Below are 15,228 nucleotides of genomic sequence, written 5' to 3'. Positions count from 1 at the left end.
GTTTCATTTTTTGATCTGAAGATGACGTCGGCCGACGCATTCTAGCGCGGCTGAATTTCGCACGCGCCCGCATGCTGTATTCAGCGCTTATACTTTGCGACCCCGATCGTCGTCAGGATCATTCCAAGCATGCAACGCCGCATCAAGGCATTCGCCGCCGCGCTCCTCGCATTCGCGTGCATCAGCGCATCCGCGAGCGACTGTCCGCAGTTCAGCCCGAACGGCCGCGCGCCGGTCGTCGTCAATTCGAAGATGCGCGCGTCGACGCAGGAAGTCTGCTATTCCGACTTCGCGCTGCTGCACTCCGGCATCACGAAAGGGCCGCTGTGGTCGGCGGAACATCTGACCGCGAGCAGTGTCGACCAGGCGAAGAACAACACGCGCACGAATCGCTTCTTCGTCGACAAACGTCTGCCGCCCGACGAGGCCGCGCAACTGTCCGACTACAAGAGGAGCGGTTACGACCGCGGCCACATGAGTCCCGCGGGCGATCGCGCAAGCAAGAAAGGCATGGCCGAATCGTTCTCGCTCGCGAACATCGTCCCGCAGGATCCGTCGAACAACCGGCGCATCTGGTCGCGCATCGAGCAAGCGGTGCGCAGGCTCACGGAGGAATCGGGCGAAGCGTATGTCGTCACCGGGCCGCTCTTCTCGGGACGTCAGTTGCAGACGATCGGCGAATCGCGCGTGTTCGTGCCCACGCAACTGTATAAAGTAGTCTATTTGCCGCAGCGTCAGATCGCGTTCGCGGTCGTGATCGAAAATACGCCGACGAACACGTACACGATGAAAACCGTGCACGAACTGGAAGCGATGAGCGGACTCGCGTTTCCCGGCATCCCGGACGGACTGAAGGACAAGCGAATTGGAGGATTGCGCGGTGTTTAAGCCATTTGCAAACGATACGGATGTGATGAACATCGCGGGCGACGCGATCAACATCGAGAACGGCGTGAAGCGCCTCACGATCAGCGGCAATTTGACGATCGCCCGCGACAAGGCCGGACTCGCGAACGCGCTGGCGCTTCAGAAGGCGATCGGTGCGATCGTCGAAGCGTTGCAAAGCGATGCGTCGCTGCCCGCGAAGCTGCCCGACGAGCCGGATGCGCCGTCAGGCACCGCCGATAATCCGTTCATCTGAAGCGGCCGTCGCCGAAGACAGCCGCGCGGAGAATCGAAGTGATCGAATGCCATGTCGGCCCGAGCCCGCTCGGGCACATTTTGTATCGCGCCGAAGACGAATGTCTGACGGGTCTCTTCTTCATCGGACAGAAGTATTTTCCCGATGGTCTGCACGCGCCGACGCTGTCGGAGACAGCGCCGAGATCCCGCGTGATTGCCGATGCGCGCGAGCAGGTCGGCGAATACTTCGCGGGTACGCGTCGGAAGTTTTCGATTGCGGTGCAGTTTCGCGGAACACCCTTTCAGCGACAAGTCTGGGACGCGCTTTGCCAGATCCCTTTCGGCGACGCGTGGACGTACAGCGATCTCGCGCGCCGGCTCGGCTTGCCCGCGGGCGCATCGCGGGCCGTCGGCGGCGCGAACGGACGCAATCCGGTCGCGATCATCGTGCCGTGTCATCGCGTGATCGGCGTCGACGGGGAATTGACCGGCTATGCGGGCGGCGTCGAACGCAAACGCCATTTGCTCACGCTGGAGGGCGGTCCGGGGCGCGAACAACTCGCGCTCTTCTGAAGCAGCGCACAGTCGGCGACAAAACAAAAACCCCCGCGAACCATCGGTTCGCGGGGGTTTTTTTCGACATCGTCCGATGATGAATTACGGCGTAAGCATCACTTCCACACGACGATTTTCCGCACGCCCGACGCTCGTTGCGTTCGACGCAATCGGATTGGCCTTGCCGAAACCCTTCATCGCGAAGTTCTCGGCGCTCAGGCCATGTCCCTTCAGGTAGTCGAGCACGGCCTGCGCGCGACGCTGGGACAGACCGAGGTTGTAGGCATCCGGGCCCATCGAATCCGTGTAGCCCTCGACCGTGACGGACGCGAAATTCGCACCCTTCGAGTCGGCGACGAGCTTATCCAGAATGCTCCTGGCCTTCGGCGTCAACGCGGCGCTGTCGAAGGCGAAGTTCGTCTTTTCGTCGAGCGAAATCTTGCGCGGCACGACAGCCGGGGCCTTCGCTGGCGCCGGTTCCGGCGTTGCAACGACCGGCTGGGGCGGCGTCACGCAGTTGAAGATTACGTTGCGCGGATCGCTCGGCGTCTTCGTTCCGGCGAGCGTCTGAAGCACGTTCACCTTTTGATCGCCGCACATCTTTTGAGCCGCGGTCATGCAGGCGCTGCCGTTTTCGAACAGACCGTAGCATTCGGCGCGAAAAGCCTTCTGGCCATCCGACGTTTGAATTTCGCTGATATTGAAGGCCGGTCCCGACGTGGACGAACAGCCCGCAAGTACGGCAGCGGCGATAAGACTAACAGCAAGGGTTTTCGTGAGCATCTTGGTGGTCATGCAAGTCAATTTCAAAGTGCGAGCCGCTGAGCGCGCACCTCGATTCCGGGCCGGGGAACAACCCAAAGGTGACGTGAAAAATGATGGATCGATTTCGGGTGCGCCAAACGTTCGATAAGCAATCCGAAAGCTGCGCGATTGTAGCGTGACAATTCGTGCGATTTAAGCGGACAACTCCCAAATACAAGGCCGGCGGCGCCCGTATCGAAACCCCTATTTGGGCGGGACCGGAAGGTCGCCGTCGGATTGCTTCTGAAGCTCCTGCACGCGGGTCTGCAGCGCGCGAAGTTGCGCCTGCGCCGCTGCCTGCTCCGTGCGAAGTTCGCGGATCGCATTCTGCTGCTCCACTTGATAACTCGTCACCTGATTTTGCTGCGCGCGTGCAATATCGAGATCGGCTTGCAGCCGGTTCGCGCGCGCCTGCTGGGCGGCGATCTGCCGGTCCGCATATGCCTTCTCCGCTTCGAGCTTGATGCGCTTTATTTCCGCATCGGCGAGCGTGTTCGACGTCTTGGCGAAATCCGCATAGACCGTTTCGGCCCGCGCGTCATTTTGCGTTTTGAACACGCGCCAGATATTGCTTTGCTGAAACAGCGCGGCGTAATAAATCATCTCGTCGGGATAATACGAGAGACTCGCGCCATAACTGCCATTCAACGTCCTGCGTAACGCCGTGATTTTCCCGGCGGCAAGCAGATTCTCGAGTTCCGCGACATCGCCATTGCTCGCAATAGCCGCTTCGGGCCTCATCGGCGATGAATCAGCGGCCCGCGCCAACGGACCGGACAAACCGGCGGCAATCAGCACGATTTCCGCAATTACCCAGCGCTTCATTGCGATTTTCCGTAATGGCAACGCGCGTCGCCCGGAAAGAATTATGGCGCGGCAAGGCAATCGATTCCAGACGACTCAATACTTCATTCGAACGCCGTTAATCCGTGCGTCTTCAAATGGTCGATGTGCGCTTGAAACTTACTTGCGACAAACGCGGCTCGCTCAGGTTGCGGATCGTTTCGACCGGCATGAAGATGCGCGAATCGGACGGCTCCACGGACATGCGCGAAAAAATATGGCGGTCGCCGTGGAAAACGAAAGGCGCGGCCGAGAGAATGCGCGCGTCGGGCAGGCTTTCGGTGGCGTGCGGCGCGGCGGCCGAAGCTGTCGCGGCAAAAAGAACAAAAAAGCTGGCGGCGAGCGCAAGAGCGCCCGGAATCGAGTGCGAACGGTGCATGGCGAGATGAAGGCAATGAAGGCGCGCGAGCGCCGGAGTGAAGCGGCGGGAGAAAACACGGCGCCCCTGTAAGACGTTCGTCATTTCATCACCCGCTGCTCCGAGTGCCCATGAGACAGTTCTCAAAGAATTCCTGTTGGCGGGCAATCGCTCCCATCCGCAAAACGCTCGGGCGCAGAAAATGCGTGCATGATGCATTCGCCCGCGCGCCGTCCCGGCGGGCTCGCTTCAAAAGGCCGCAGCGACGACGCAAAGGCGCGTGGCCGCCCAAAACCGCGCACGCAAAGGCGCGACGGCGGGCATGAGCGGTATGGCTTCCAGCACGGCTTGCCAATAGTCAGCCATAATTCGCCTTCTCAAAAAAGCCGGTACGCCGAGTAAAAAAGAAAATCCCATGAACCAAGACGACAAGCACTCCACCGCTCAACCCCGGCAACACGCTGCCAACGACGGCAACGTGACGACGGGCGTCGCGGGCCTGGATGACATCCTGGGCGGCGGGTTCGTCGAGGGCGGCCTGTATCTGATCGAAGGCATGGCGGGCGCGGGCAAGACGATTCTTTCATCGCAGATCGGCTTTCATCGCGTCGCGCAGGGCGACATGGTCCTGTACATCACGCTGATCGCCGAATCGCACACCAAGCTTTTGTCTCATCTTCGCGGACTGTCGTTCTACAACGCCGACGCCATCTCCGACCGGATGCTCTTCGTCTCCGGTTATCACGAACTGATGCGCGACGGCCTGTCCGGCTTTCTCGCGCTGATCGCGGCGACGATCAAGACGAGCCGGCCGCGTTTCATGGTCATCGACGGCTTTCGCAGCGCGCGCGAATTCAGCTCGACGGAACTCGAACTCTCGCAGTTCATCCACGAGCTTTCGGCGTTCGTGAGCGCCGCGCGCTGCACGACGCTGATCCTCGCGCCGCTTTCGGGCAACGAGCCGCATCCGGAGCACACGCTCGTCGACGGGCTCATCGAACTGAACCGCTACAACACCGGCATGCGGCGTGCCCGCGAAATCGAAGTCCACAAGCTGCGCGCCCGCGATCATCTGCTCGGCAAGCACTTCTTCAAGATCACGGAGAACGGTCTCGTGACCTTTCCGCGCATCGAGGCGTCGCCCGCGAACGATGACGGCGCGCCGGACTTCAAGAACAAGTTGAGCTTCGGCTTTCCCGATTTCGACCAGATGCTCGGCGGCGGCATCGTGCGCGGCTCGACGACGACGCTCGTCGGGCCATCGGGCATCGGCAAGACGCTGCTGTCGCTGAAGTTCCTGCAGGCGGGCGTCGAACGCGGCGAGCGCTGCGTCTACTTCGGCCTCTACGAATCGCCCGAGCGGCTTCTCGCCAAAGCGTTGTCGGTCGGCATCGATCTCGCGCCGGCCGTGCAGGACGGACGTCTCGCGATCCGCTGGCATCCGGCTGTCGAACTCGCAATCGACGAGCTCGCCGTCGAACTGATGACCGCGGTGCGGAACACGAATGCGTCGCGGCTCGTGGTCGACGGCATCGACGGCTTTTTTCAGTCCGCGAACCGCACGGAGCGTTTCGGCCTCTTCCTCAACGCGCTCACGCACCGTCTGCGCGACGCGGGCGTGACGACCCTGCTCACCGAGGAAATGCCGCTCTACGGTGATTCGGTGCAGCCCACGACGTTGCGCGCGTCCGCGATGACCGAGAACATCGTGCTCATGCGTTATGTCGAGGCGAATTCCTCGCTGTATCGCATGGTGTCGATCGTCAAGCAGCGCGAAGGCCCGCACGATTCGGCGATCCGCCGTCTCACGATCGACTCGCGCGGCCTGCATATCAGCGAAGGCTTCATTGGCTCGACGGGTATCTTGTCCGGACACCCGTCGATCGCCGCGCCCGCGCTGTCTGTGTCGGACCCCGGCGCGCGCGCATGAAGAAGATCCTCGTCGTCGACGATGAATTCGACATTCTGACCACGTGGCGCCTCGTGCTCGAAATGGAGGGCTACGAAGTTTCGACCGCGTCCAACGGACGGACCGCGCTCGACGCGGCGCGCTCGCATCCGCCCGCGCTCGTCATCACCGACTGGATGATGCCGCACATGGACGGCGTCGAACTGATCCGTCAACTGGCCGCGAGCGACGCCCTCGCACGCGTGCCGGTGATCCTCATGAGCGCGGCGGCGCATGCGCCGGCGCTCGAGCATCCGCATGCGCAGTTTCGCCGCAAGCCGCTTTCTATCGACGATTTGATCGACGCCGTGAAGGGACTGATCGGTTCGGCCTGAATTGGCCCGGGCACGCTGCGTGCTGCTGATGAGCGTTCCGGCGAATCCGGATTTACGAGAAACCGCTCAACCGAAGGGAGGCACCATGGTGCAGGATCAAGTGGAAGGCGCGGCACAGAAGGTCGTCGGCAAAGTGCAGGACGCAGTCGGCGCACTGACGGGCGATGAAGGCACGCAAGCCGAAGGCAAGGTGCGGCAGGCTTACGGCAACTTGCAGCAAAGTTATGGTCAGACCGTCGACAACGTGCGTCTCGCGGTCGCGAGCCAGCCGATTCAGGGCGTGCTGATCGCGGCGGCCGTCGGCTTCGTGCTCGGCGCGTTGTGGAATCGCGATCGCTGATGTGTCTCGGGCATCGCGATGCAAAGCCGGCGCGAAGGTTGCGCCGGCTTTGTCGTTTCATGGCATCTCGCGCACGATGCCGACGAGCGTCGCCGACCGCGTGCAGCCGACGGCGATCGCGACTGCCGCCACGACGAGCGCGCCATGCGAACCGCCGATCGCTGCCGCGAGCGCAAGTCCGCCAGCCGCCGCCGCGCTCATCGCGTATGCGACCGGCGCGGCCGCGTTGCCGCCCATCGCGAGCGACAAGTGCGCGCCGATGAGCGCGAGCATCGCGATGACGGAAATCACGTCCGACTGAACGCCGAGCACATAGGCGAACGCCGCGCATGCGCCTGCGCAGGCGAGATGCATCGATTGAAGGTTCGCGCTTGCTCCGTTCGTGTGCCGGCGAACGACGACGCAAGCCAATGCCGCCAGCGCGCCGCCCGCCAGCACCGCATACGCGCTGTCCGGGCCCGGCAGCGCCCACGCGACGAACGCCATCGTCGCGAAGAGCGATTGCGCCGATACACCCGGCGTCGCACGCGCGGATCGATACCCGATGAATCCCGCGACCAGCGCAAGCACGAGCGCGGTTCCGCCCGATGCGCCGCTCGCGAAGCACGCGGCGGCAAGGAGCGCGCCCGTTTCCCGCCTTCCGCGCGACGCACGCATCGACGAACCCGCCGACAGCGCCGCGAGCACGCAGAGCGCGCCCGCGAGTCCATCCGCGATCATGCTTCGAGCACGTTCGACAGCGTGCCGATTCCGGCGATCGACACATCCACGCGCGCGCCGTCCTTGATCGAGCCGACGCCGATAGAGGTGCCGCACGCGATCACGTCGCCGGGAACGAGCGTCATGTCCTGCGACAGCATGCTCACTTGCTCGGCGGGCGAGAAAATCATGTCGTCGAGCGGATAGTTCTGGCGCTCGACGCCTTCGAGTGTCGTGACGACGCTCGCCGTGCGCCAGTCGAAGCCGTTGCCCGTCGTGACGATCACCGGCCCGAGGCAGGTGAACGTGTCGAAGCCCTTCGAGCGGCACCATTGCGCGAAGTTGGGATCTTCCTGCAGCAGCTCGATCGCGGTGACGTCGTTCACGCACGTGTAGCCGAAGATCGCGCTTTCGGCTTCCTCCACGGACGCCCCGCTCACCGTCTTGCCGATCACGATGCCGAGTTCGCCCTCGTACGCGATCTTGCCGTGATAGCTCTTCGGCCGGCGGATCGACTCGCCCGGCCCGATCACCGACATCGGCGGCTTGATGAGAAAGAGCGGATGCTGCGGCGGCGCCTTGTCGAGCTTCTGCGACAGCGCGTAATAGTTGTTCCACAGCGCGATGACCTTGCTCGGCTGACAGGGCGCGAGCAGCGTCAGGTCGTCGACGGCGAACGACATGTCGGTCGGGCGCGGATTGTCGAACATCGCGCCGTCGTGCTGCACGACGCGGCCAGAATGCTGATCGAGCGTACCGAAACCGATGCTGCCGCCGGCATCCCGAAAACGAATCCAGTGTGTCAAGTGTGTCTCCCTTATAAAGGGCGCGGACATACGTGGTCCGCGCCCCTGTCCCCTCCTCCAAACCTCAGATCAAACCTGCGCCGCGCGCCCACTTGTACTTCGCGCCGAGCACGGCAACGGGCAGTTCCGTCGAATAAGCGTAGGCCGGCACGCCATGCTCGTACAGGTATTCCGCGGCTTCTTCCACTTGCACGTCGCCCGCGAGCGACGCCACGATCGGCTTCTCGATGCCGAGCGCCTTCATCTCCTCCTTCACTTCGATGACGAGTTTCGCGAAGACCATCGGCGGCGTGATGATCGTGTGCCAGTAGCCGAGGATGATCGAATGGATGCGATCGTCCTCGAGCCCGAGGCGGATCGTGTTCTTGTACGTCGACGGCGGCTCGCCCCCGGTGATGTCGACGGGATTTCCGGCCGCGCCGAACGGCGGGATGAACTTGCGGAACGCGGCATCGAGATCGTCGGGCATCGCCATCAGCGAGAGGCCGTTGTCGACGCATGCGTCCGACAACAGCACGCCCGAGCCGCCCGCGCCCGTGATGATGACCGTGTTCTCACCTTTGGGCGTCGGCAGCTTCGGAATGCCGCGCGCGAACTCGAGCAGATCGCGCAGCGACCGCGCGCGGATCACGCCGCATTGCTCGAAGACGTCTTCGTAGATCTTGTCGTTGCCCGCGAGCGCGCCCGTATGCGAGCTGGCCGCGCGCGCGCCGAGGCTCGTGCGCCCCGCTTTCAGCACGACGACCGGCTTCTTCTTCGACACGCGCTTTGCGGCTTCGGCGAACGCACGGCCGTCCTTCAGATCCTCGCAATGCTGCGCGATGATTTCGGTGTTGTCGTCCTGCTCGAAGAACGTGAGCAGATCGTCTTCGTCGATATCGCTCTTGTTGCCGAGACCGACGATCGCGGAAACGCCCATCTTCGCCGAACGCGAGAACCCGATGATGGCCATGCCGATGCCGCCCGACTGCGACGACAGCGCCGCCTTGCCTTTCACGTCGTACGGCGTGCAGAACGTCGCGCAAAGATTCTTCGGCGTGTAGTAGAAGCCGTAGATGTTCGGGCCCATCATGCGGATGTCGTATTGCCGCGCGATTTTGACGATCTCTTCCTGACCTTCGTGATTGCCCGTTTCCGCGAAGCCCGACGGAATCAGCACCGCGCCCGGAATCTTCTTCTCGCCGACTTCGACGAGCGCCTGAGCCACGAACTTCGCGGGAATCGCGAACACGGCGACATCGATCACGCCGGGCACGTCCTTCACGCTCTTGTACGCCTTGCGGCCCATGATCTCGTCGGCTTTCGGGTGAATCGGATAGATCGTGCCCTGATAGCCGCCGTTGATGAGGTTCTTCATCACCGAATTGCCGATCTTGCCGTCCTCGTTCGACGCGCCGATCACCGCGACCGCATCCGGCTTCATGATGCGGTTCATCTGCGCGACGATCTGCTCTTGCGTCGGCCGATAGCGCGGTTCGGCGGGCGCGAAATCCATCACGATGCGCACGTCCGCCGCGACCGCGCCGTTCGGGCTCGCGAACACCGGATTGAGGTCCATCTCGGCGATCTGCGGGAAATCGTCGACGAGACGCGACACGCGCTCGATCAGGGTAATCAGCGCCTCGCGATGTACCGGTTCGGCGCCGCGCACGCCGCGCAGCACTTCTGCGGCCTGAATGCCGTCGAGCATCGATGCGGCTTCTTCGCGCGTGACGGGCGCGAGCCGGAACGTCACGTCCTTCAGCACTTCGACGAGCACGCCGCCGAGACCGAACGCGATCAGCTTGCCGAACGACGGGTCCGTCACCGCGCCGATGATGACTTCCTGCCCCGCGCCGACCATCTGCTGAACCTGCACGCCGACAAGCGTCGCCTTCGGGTCGTACTTCTTCGCGTTCGAGATGATCGTGTCGAAACCGGCACGCACATCGGCTTCATTCTTCAGGTTGACGAGCACGCCGCCCGCTTCGGTCTTGTGCAGGATTTCCGGCGAAACGATCTTCAGCACCACCGGAAAGCCGATGAACGACGCGAGCTTCGCGGCATCGTCCGCCGATTTCGCGACGCCTTCCTGCGGCACCGCGATGCCGTATGCATCGCAGACGAGTTTGCCTTCCGGCGCGGTCAGCGACGTGCGGCCTTCCGCCTTCACTCGGGCGAACACTTCCGCGACGCGGCGTTTCGCGTCCGGCGCGTGGAGCGGAACGACCGCCGCCGCGTGCGTGGATGAATTGGCTGCTTCGCCGCGGTCCTGGGCAACCGTGCTGTTCATTTGGTGCGTCTCCGTTATAGGGGCGTGCAGGGGCCTGCGCCGCCCTCTTTCGAAGGCGGACGTCAGTGCAAGGCAATGTGCTCAGATCGCGCCGAGGCTCTTCAGCGTGGCGATCTGATCCGGCGTGTAGCCGAGTTCGGCCATGACTTCGTCGGTGTGTTCGCCGAGCAGCGGCGAGCGCACGACTTCGGTCGGACTGTCGGACAATTTGATCGGATTGCCGACCGTCAGATACTTCCCGCGCACCGGATGATCGACTTCGACGACCGTTCCCGTCTTGCGCAGCGACGGCTCTTCGGCGATTTCCTTCATCGACAGGATCGGGCCGCACGGTATGTCGTGCTTGTTGAGGATTTCCATCGCCTGGAACTTGGTCTTCGACATCGTCCAGCGCTCGATTTCCTCGAAAATCTGCTTCAGATGCGGCAGGCGCGCGTTCGGCGTCTTGTAATCCGGATGATCGATCCATTCCTCCTTGCCGATCACCTTGCAGATTTCACCCCAGACCGGCGCCTGCGTGATGAAGTAGATGTACGCGTTCGGATCGGTCTCCCAGCCCTTGCACTTGAGAATCCAGCCCGGCTGGCCGCCGCCCGATGCGTTGCCCGCGCGCGGCACGGCTTCGCCGAACGTGCCGTTCGGATATTGCGGGTACTCCTTCATCACGCCAGTGCGTTCGAGGCGCTGCTGGTCGCGCAATTTCACGCGGCAGAGATTGAGCACGCCATCCTGCATCGCGGCGAGCACTTTCTGACCACGTCCGCTCGTGTTGCGCTGATACAGCGCCGTGACGATGCCGAGCGCCAGATGCAGGCCCGTGCCCGAATCGCCGATCTGCGCGCCGGTGACGGTCGGCGGACCGTCTTCGAAACCGGTCGTCGACGCCGCGCCGCCCGCGCACTGCGCGACGTTCTCATACACCTTGCAATCTTCGTACGGTCCCGGGCCGAAGCCCTTCACCGACGCGACGATCATCCGCGGATTCAGTTCCTGGATGCGCTCCCACGTGAAGCCCATGCGATCGAGCGCGCCCGGGGCGAAGTTCTCGACGAGCACGTCGCACTTCTTCACGAGCGTCTCGAGCACCTTCTTGCCTTCCGGATTCTTCGTGTCGATGGTGATCGAGCGCTTGTTGTGGTTGAGCATCGTGAAGTAGAGGCTGTCGGCGTCGGGGATATCGCGCAACTGCTCCCGCGTGATGTCGCCCGAACCCGCGCGCTCGACCTTGATGACGTCGGCGCCGAACCACGCGAGCAACTGCGTGCAGGTCGGTCCCGACTGAACGTGCGTGAAGTCCAGGATTCGCACGCCGTCCAGCGCCTTGCCAGATGTGTTCACCGTCATGGCTTTGTCTCCCACTCTCTTTCGACGTTTATAGATTCACAATTATTTGTACATCGTCCCGCGCCGTCGTGCCCGGAGCGCGTAGACCGTCGGACCGCAAAGCGACCCGCTCCTGTGATATACAATATTCCACACACAGTATTAGTCAACCGTCCGCCGGTCGATGAAAACCCTGTGATGCAGCGCACGATCCCTTGAACGCCGCTGTGAGCAACGCTCGACCGACTTTTAATTCTGCAGTGCATCAATCACCGTCGTCCGCCTCGGCCCGTTAAGCACTCGTTTATCGCTGCAAAAGCCCGCAAACGAAAGTTTTTGCGCGTCGTGAAATCTGATATACAGTATTTCAGCGCGCCGACGATGCTGTTGCTCGGCTCGCTCATTCCCATCAGAGGACATCAGGAGACGAGATGAACATCCACGAATATCAGGCGAAGGCGCTGCTGCGAAAGTACGGCGTCGCGGTTCCGGAGGGCCGCGTCGCCTTTTCCGCGACGGAGGCCGCCGATGCGGCGCGCGCGCTGCCCGGACCCGTCTGGGTCGTGAAGTCGCAGATTCACGCGGGCGGCCGCGGCGCCGGGCGCTTCGCCAACGATCCGGACGGAAAAGGCGGCGTGCGCGTGGTGAAGTCGGTCGACGAAGTGCGCGAGAACGCGCAGAAAATGCTCGCGTCCGTGCTCGTGACCAAGCAGACGGGGCCGGCGGGCAAGGAAGTGAAGCGGCTCTACGTCGAAGAAGGCTGCGATATCGCGCGCGAGCTGTATCTCGGCATGCTGGTCGATCGCGCCAACTCGCGCATCACGATCATGGCGTCGACGGAAGGCGGCATGGAGATCGAGGAAGTCGCGCATCGCACGCCGGAAAAAATTCTCAAGGTCGCGATCGATCCGGCGACCGGGCTTCAGCCCTTTCACACGCGCCAGATCGCGTTCGGACTCGGGCTCACCGGCAATCAGATCAAGGCTGCGTCGAAGTTCATCACGGCGCTGTATCAGGCGTTCGTCGATCTGGATGCGTCGATCGTGGAAGTGAATCCGCTCGTCGTGACCGGCTCCGGCGACGTGATGGCGCTCGACGCGAAGCTCAATTTCGACGACAACGCGCTGTATCGCCATCCCGACATCGAGAAACTGCGCGACGAGGACGAGGAAGATCCCGCCGAAATCGAAGCGGCGAAGCACGGTCTGAACTACGTCAAGCTCGACGGCAATATCGGCTGCATGGTGAACGGCGCGGGCCTCGCGATGGCCACGATGGACATCATCAAGCTCTACGGCGGCGAGCCGGCGAACTTTCTCGACGTCGGCGGCGGCGCGACCCAGGAGCGCGTCGCGACCGCGTTCAAGCTGATCCTGCGCGACCCGAAGGTGCAGGGCATTCTCGTCAACATCTTCGGCGGCATCATGCGCTGCGACGTGATCGCGCAAGGCGTCGTCGCGGCCGCGCGCGAGATCGATCTGAGCGTGCCGCTCGTCGTGCGCCTCGCGGGCACGAATGTCGATGCGGGCCGCGAGATTCTGCGCACGTCCGGTCTCACCATCATCCCCGCCGAAAATCTCGCCGATGCCGCCGACAAGATCGTCAGCGCCGTCGCTCAAGGAGTGGCCCAATGAGCGTTCTCATCAATAAAGATACGAAGGTCATCTGCCAGGGCTTCACCGGCGCGCAAGGCACGTTTCATTCCGAACAGGCGATCGCGTACGGCACGCGCATGGTCGGCGGCGTGACGCCGGGCAAAGGCGGCACGACGCATCTGGACTTGCCCGTGTTCGACACCGTCGCCGATGCCGTCGCGAAAACGGGCGCCGACGCCTCCGTCATCTATGTGCCGCCGCCCTTCGCCGCCGATGCGATTCTCGAAGCCATCGACGCGCAGGTGCCGTTCATCGTCTGCATCACGGAAGGCATTCCGGTGCTCGACATGCTGCGCGTGAAGCGCGCGTTGAGCGGTTCGTCGAGCCGGCTCGTCGGGCCGAACTGTCCGGGCGTCATCACGCCGGGGCAGTGCAAGATCGGCATCATGCCGGGGCATATTCACCGGCCGGGGAAGATCGGCGTCGTATCGCGTTCGGGCACGCTGACCTATGAGGCCGTCGCGCAGACGACCGCGGCCGGCCTCGGGCAGACGACGTGCATCGGTATCGGCGGCGATCCGGTGAACGGGACGAACTTCATCGATTGCCTGTCGCTCTTTCTGGAGGACGATGCGACCGAGGGCATCATCATGATCGGCGAGATCGGCGGATCGGCGGAGGAAGAAGCCGCGCAGTTTCTCAAGGACGCGAAGACGACGAAGCCAGTGGTCGGTTTCATCGCCGGAACGACCGCGCCGCCGGGACGCCGCATGGGTCACGCGGGCGCGATCATCTCGGGCGGATCGGGCACGGCCAGCGCGAAGATCGACGCGATGAAATCGGCGGGCATTCACGTCGCCGATTCGCCGGCCGCGCTCGGCGAAACGATGCTGCACGCGATGCGTTAGTCACGCGGGCAACCGGCGCGGGCCGCGCAAGGGCGCGCGCTATTGCTGAGAAAGGGCAGCATCGATAGACTTGCGCCTTTTTTCCGCGCCATGTTCGTCTACCTCGACTCTGCGATGGCGGTGGCCTTGCGCATCGGCCAGGTCACTGCCCTGTCGTTCGCGACATCGCAAGCCGTCGCGCCGGCTCCGAGTCATGCGCCCGGCTTCGTGCCCGTCGAGACGCGCGGCGCGCCGCCGAGCGACGACTATCCGCTTCGCGCATCACCGTTTCGATCGACGACGAAATAAAAAAACCGCACGGCGAACGCCATGCGGTTTTTCGCTTTCCAACTCACTCCGTCATCAGTCCAGAAAGTCGCAATTCGCCTCGACGAACGCCGCCAGATCGAGCGAATGCTGCTTCACGAGCCGCTCGACCAGCTCCGTGTCGCGCTTCTCCAGCGCCTCGATGATCCGCATGTGATCGACGATCGAGCGCGACGCCCGATCGCTCTGCGAGATCGTCATCTTACGGATCGCGCGGACGTGCACGAAGATGTTCTTGATCGTGTCGAAGATGATTTCCGACTTCGACAGCCGCACGATCGCCGAATGGAACGCGATATTCGCTTCCGAATACTCGTCGATATGCTCGGCGGGCGTCGAGTCGCGGAAATTGTCGAACATGTGGCGCAGATGGGCGATTTCCTCGTCCGTCGCGCGCTGCGTCGCGAGGCGCGCCGCCATGCTTTCCAGCGCCGCCCACATGTGAATCATCTCGACGATCTCGCGCTTGGTCTTGCGCAAGATATAGACGCCGCGGCGCGGCACCGTGCGCAGAAAACCTTCCTGCTCGAGCAGCGTCATGGCCTCGCGAATCGGCGTGCGGGACACGCCGAGCGCTTCGGTCAGTTCTTTCTCGTCGAGACGGATTTCTTCCCGCGAACGATAGATGTCCGCCTCGGCGATCGCCTGCCGCAGCTTCGCGTACGCCTGATCGCGCAGCGAAACCGTGGCATTGATCGGCTCCAGCGAAAGCGTCAGCCCGGGCGGACGTACATCGGGGCGAACTTCCGGACTATCTACGGATTGAGTATCAGATGGCATTGATGGCTTGATTTCCCAAGTGCGGACGGCGAGCGTCGACACGCTTGCCCGAACCGCCGTTCTGGTCATCCGCCGCGAGACCGGCGAAGCGACCGTGATCCTGTGCGCGCTGCAGCATGCTTTGCGGCACGGCCGACGCAATCATAAACGTAACACCTACACCAACGGCAACCAGCGCGAATCCGACAACAACCAGCAGGGCGATGCTCATTTCAGGCTCCAGTTGAATCACTC

18 protein-coding genes are annotated in these 15,228 nt (G+C 63.0%); 9 read left to right on the top strand and 9 right to left on the bottom strand.

What is annotated here, in order from left to right; all coding sequences use genetic code 11:
- Positions 1–129: 129 nt before the first annotated feature.
- From NCR93_RS14965 to NCR93_RS14955, 3 genes are read left to right on the top strand one after another with little or no spacing between them, the layout of a single operon-like run.
- Positions 130–888, top strand: a complete 759-nt coding sequence (locus NCR93_RS14965) for a DNA/RNA non-specific endonuclease (RefSeq protein WP_008353873.1) — start codon at positions 130–132, stop codon at positions 886–888.
- Complete coding sequence (locus NCR93_RS14960) at positions 881–1,141, top strand: hypothetical protein (protein WP_033536088.1); 261 nt, start codon at positions 881–883, stop codon at positions 1,139–1,141. Before NCR93_RS14965 ends, NCR93_RS14960 begins: the two co-directional genes overlap by 8 nt.
- 38 nt (positions 1,142–1,179) lie before the next feature.
- On the top strand, positions 1,180–1,695 hold the full coding sequence (locus NCR93_RS14955; protein ID WP_008353883.1) for a methylated-DNA--[protein]-cysteine S-methyltransferase: 516 nt from the start codon (positions 1,180–1,182) through the stop codon (positions 1,693–1,695).
- An 84-nt stretch (positions 1,696–1,779) separates the two neighbouring features.
- On the opposite strand, the gene NCR93_RS14950 is transcribed toward NCR93_RS14955, so the two are convergent.
- From NCR93_RS14950 to NCR93_RS14940, 3 genes are all read right to left on the bottom strand, one after another.
- Entirely contained in the window at positions 1,780–2,295 is a 516-nt protein-coding gene (locus NCR93_RS14950; protein ID WP_160297400.1) for an OmpA family protein, read from the bottom strand.
- 390 nt (positions 2,296–2,685) lie between these two features.
- Entirely contained in the window at positions 2,686–3,306 is a 621-nt protein-coding gene (locus tag NCR93_RS14945; protein ID WP_008353885.1) for a DUF2968 domain-containing protein, read from the bottom strand.
- A gap of 112 nt (positions 3,307–3,418) precedes the next feature.
- Complete coding sequence (locus NCR93_RS14940; RefSeq protein WP_208457020.1) at positions 3,419–3,901, bottom strand: hypothetical protein; 483 nt, start codon at positions 3,899–3,901, stop codon at positions 3,419–3,421.
- Between the two features lie 196 nt (positions 3,902–4,097).
- On the opposite strand from NCR93_RS14940, the gene NCR93_RS14935 reads away from it, so the two are divergent.
- The 3 genes from NCR93_RS14935 (at position 4,098) to NCR93_RS14925 (ending at position 6,305) form a co-directional block, all read left to right on the top strand.
- The gene (locus NCR93_RS14935; protein ID WP_008353887.1) at positions 4,098–5,612 is read left to right on the top strand and encodes an ATPase domain-containing protein; all 1,515 of its coding nucleotides are present in this window, start codon (positions 4,098–4,100) and stop codon (positions 5,610–5,612) included.
- Positions 5,609–5,965, top strand: a complete 357-nt coding sequence (locus tag NCR93_RS14930) for a response regulator (protein ID WP_175983076.1) — start codon at positions 5,609–5,611, stop codon at positions 5,963–5,965. Before NCR93_RS14935 ends, NCR93_RS14930 begins: the two co-directional genes overlap by 4 nt.
- An 85-nt stretch (positions 5,966–6,050) precedes the next feature.
- Positions 6,051–6,305 carry a CsbD family protein gene (locus NCR93_RS14925; RefSeq protein WP_008353889.1) on the top strand — a complete coding sequence of 85 codons (255 nt, stop codon included), beginning with the start codon at positions 6,051–6,053 and terminating at the stop codon, positions 6,303–6,305.
- A gap of 57 nt (positions 6,306–6,362) precedes the next feature.
- Here NCR93_RS14925 and NCR93_RS14920 read toward each other — a convergent pair whose 3' ends face one another.
- The 4 genes from NCR93_RS14920 to frc all read right to left on the bottom strand — a co-directional run bounded on the left by NCR93_RS14920 (position 6,363) and on the right by frc (position 11,426).
- Entirely contained in the window at positions 6,363–7,025 is a 663-nt protein-coding gene (locus NCR93_RS14920; RefSeq protein ID WP_175983077.1) for a hypothetical protein, read from the bottom strand.
- Positions 7,022–7,810 (bottom strand): fumarylacetoacetate hydrolase family protein, encoded by a 789-nt coding sequence (locus NCR93_RS14915; protein ID WP_008353893.1) that lies wholly within the window; start codon positions 7,808–7,810, stop codon positions 7,022–7,024. Before NCR93_RS14915 ends, NCR93_RS14920 begins: the two co-directional genes overlap by 4 nt.
- Positions 7,811–7,874: 64 nt before the next feature.
- Positions 7,875–10,082 carry an acetate--CoA ligase family protein gene (locus tag NCR93_RS14910; RefSeq protein ID WP_239295355.1) on the bottom strand — a complete coding sequence of 736 codons (2,208 nt, stop codon included), beginning with the start codon at positions 10,080–10,082 and terminating at the stop codon, positions 7,875–7,877.
- A gap of 81 nt (positions 10,083–10,163) precedes the next feature.
- Positions 10,164–11,426: a formyl-CoA transferase gene (frc, locus tag NCR93_RS14905; protein WP_008353895.1), complete on the bottom strand. Its 1,263-nt coding sequence runs from the start codon at positions 11,424–11,426 to the stop codon at positions 10,164–10,166.
- 410 nt (positions 11,427–11,836) lie between these two features.
- Between frc and sucC the strand changes: the two genes are divergently transcribed.
- The 3 genes from sucC (at position 11,837) to NCR93_RS14890 (ending at position 14,196) form a co-directional block, all read left to right on the top strand.
- The gene (gene sucC / locus NCR93_RS14900; RefSeq protein WP_175983078.1) at positions 11,837–13,039 is read left to right on the top strand and encodes an ADP-forming succinate--CoA ligase subunit beta; all 1,203 of its coding nucleotides are present in this window, start codon (positions 11,837–11,839) and stop codon (positions 13,037–13,039) included.
- Positions 13,036–13,908 carry a succinate--CoA ligase subunit alpha gene (gene sucD, locus NCR93_RS14895; RefSeq protein WP_008353897.1) on the top strand — a complete coding sequence of 291 codons (873 nt, stop codon included), beginning with the start codon at positions 13,036–13,038 and terminating at the stop codon, positions 13,906–13,908. Before sucC ends, sucD begins: the two co-directional genes overlap by 4 nt.
- 90 nt (positions 13,909–13,998) lie before the next feature.
- Positions 13,999–14,196: a hypothetical protein gene (locus NCR93_RS14890; RefSeq protein ID WP_175983079.1), complete on the top strand. Its 198-nt coding sequence runs from the start codon at positions 13,999–14,001 to the stop codon at positions 14,194–14,196.
- 54 nt (positions 14,197–14,250) lie between these two features.
- On the opposite strand, the gene NCR93_RS14885 is transcribed toward NCR93_RS14890, so the two are convergent.
- Together NCR93_RS14885 and NCR93_RS14880 are read right to left on the bottom strand one after the other, a co-directional pair.
- Positions 14,251–14,994, bottom strand: a complete 744-nt coding sequence (locus NCR93_RS14885) for a GntR family transcriptional regulator (RefSeq protein ID WP_008353900.1) — start codon at positions 14,992–14,994, stop codon at positions 14,251–14,253.
- Positions 14,984–15,205, bottom strand: coding sequence for a hypothetical protein (locus tag NCR93_RS14880; protein ID WP_051079075.1), 222 nt, complete (start codon positions 15,203–15,205; stop codon positions 14,984–14,986). Before NCR93_RS14880 ends, NCR93_RS14885 begins: the two co-directional genes overlap by 11 nt.
- Between the last annotated feature and the right edge of the window lie 23 nt (positions 15,206–15,228).

The organism is Caballeronia sp. ATUFL_F1_KS39 (genome assembly GCF_023630985.1).
GTDB classification, from domain to species: Bacteria; Pseudomonadota; Gammaproteobacteria; order Burkholderiales; family Burkholderiaceae; genus Caballeronia; species Caballeronia zhejiangensis.
Note: the sequence above shows the minus strand (reverse complement) of the source record. Positions and strands in the feature narration are given on the sequence as shown.

Excerpts from the sequence above, each read along its gene's own strand:
- NCR93_RS14925 (WP_008353889.1), top strand. The coding sequence starts at position 6,051 with ATGGTGCAGGATCAAGTGGAAGGCGCGGCACAGAAGGTCGTCGGCAAA.
- frc (WP_008353895.1), bottom strand. The coding sequence starts at position 11,426 with ATGACGGTGAACACATCTGGCAAGGCGCTGGACGGCGTGCGAATCCTG.
- NCR93_RS14950 (WP_160297400.1), bottom strand. The coding sequence starts at position 2,295 with ATGACCGCGGCTCAAAAGATGTGCGGCGATCAAAAGGTGAACGTGCTT.
- NCR93_RS14910 (WP_239295355.1), bottom strand. The coding sequence starts at position 10,082 with ATGAACAGCACGGTTGCCCAGGACCGCGGCGAAGCAGCCAATTCATCC.
- NCR93_RS14945 (WP_008353885.1), bottom strand. The coding sequence starts at position 3,306 with ATGAAGCGCTGGGTAATTGCGGAAATCGTGCTGATTGCCGCCGGTTTG.
- NCR93_RS14880 (WP_051079075.1), bottom strand. The coding sequence starts at position 15,205 with ATGAGCATCGCCCTGCTGGTTGTTGTCGGATTCGCGCTGGTTGCCGTT.
- NCR93_RS14885 (WP_008353900.1), bottom strand. The coding sequence starts at position 14,994 with ATGCCATCTGATACTCAATCCGTAGATAGTCCGGAAGTTCGCCCCGAT.
- NCR93_RS14935 (WP_008353887.1), top strand. The coding sequence starts at position 4,098 with ATGAACCAAGACGACAAGCACTCCACCGCTCAACCCCGGCAACACGCT.
- NCR93_RS14920 (WP_175983077.1), bottom strand. The coding sequence starts at position 7,025 with ATGATCGCGGATGGACTCGCGGGCGCGCTCTGCGTGCTCGCGGCGCTG.
- NCR93_RS14890 (WP_175983079.1), top strand. The coding sequence starts at position 13,999 with ATGTTCGTCTACCTCGACTCTGCGATGGCGGTGGCCTTGCGCATCGGC.
- sucD (WP_008353897.1), top strand. The coding sequence starts at position 13,036 with ATGAGCGTTCTCATCAATAAAGATACGAAGGTCATCTGCCAGGGCTTC.
- NCR93_RS14940 (WP_208457020.1), bottom strand. The coding sequence starts at position 3,901 with ATGCATCATGCACGCATTTTCTGCGCCCGAGCGTTTTGCGGATGGGAG.
- NCR93_RS14965 (WP_008353873.1), top strand. The coding sequence starts at position 130 with ATGCAACGCCGCATCAAGGCATTCGCCGCCGCGCTCCTCGCATTCGCG.
- NCR93_RS14930 (WP_175983076.1), top strand. The coding sequence starts at position 5,609 with ATGAAGAAGATCCTCGTCGTCGACGATGAATTCGACATTCTGACCACG.
- sucC (WP_175983078.1), top strand. The coding sequence starts at position 11,837 with ATGAACATCCACGAATATCAGGCGAAGGCGCTGCTGCGAAAGTACGGC.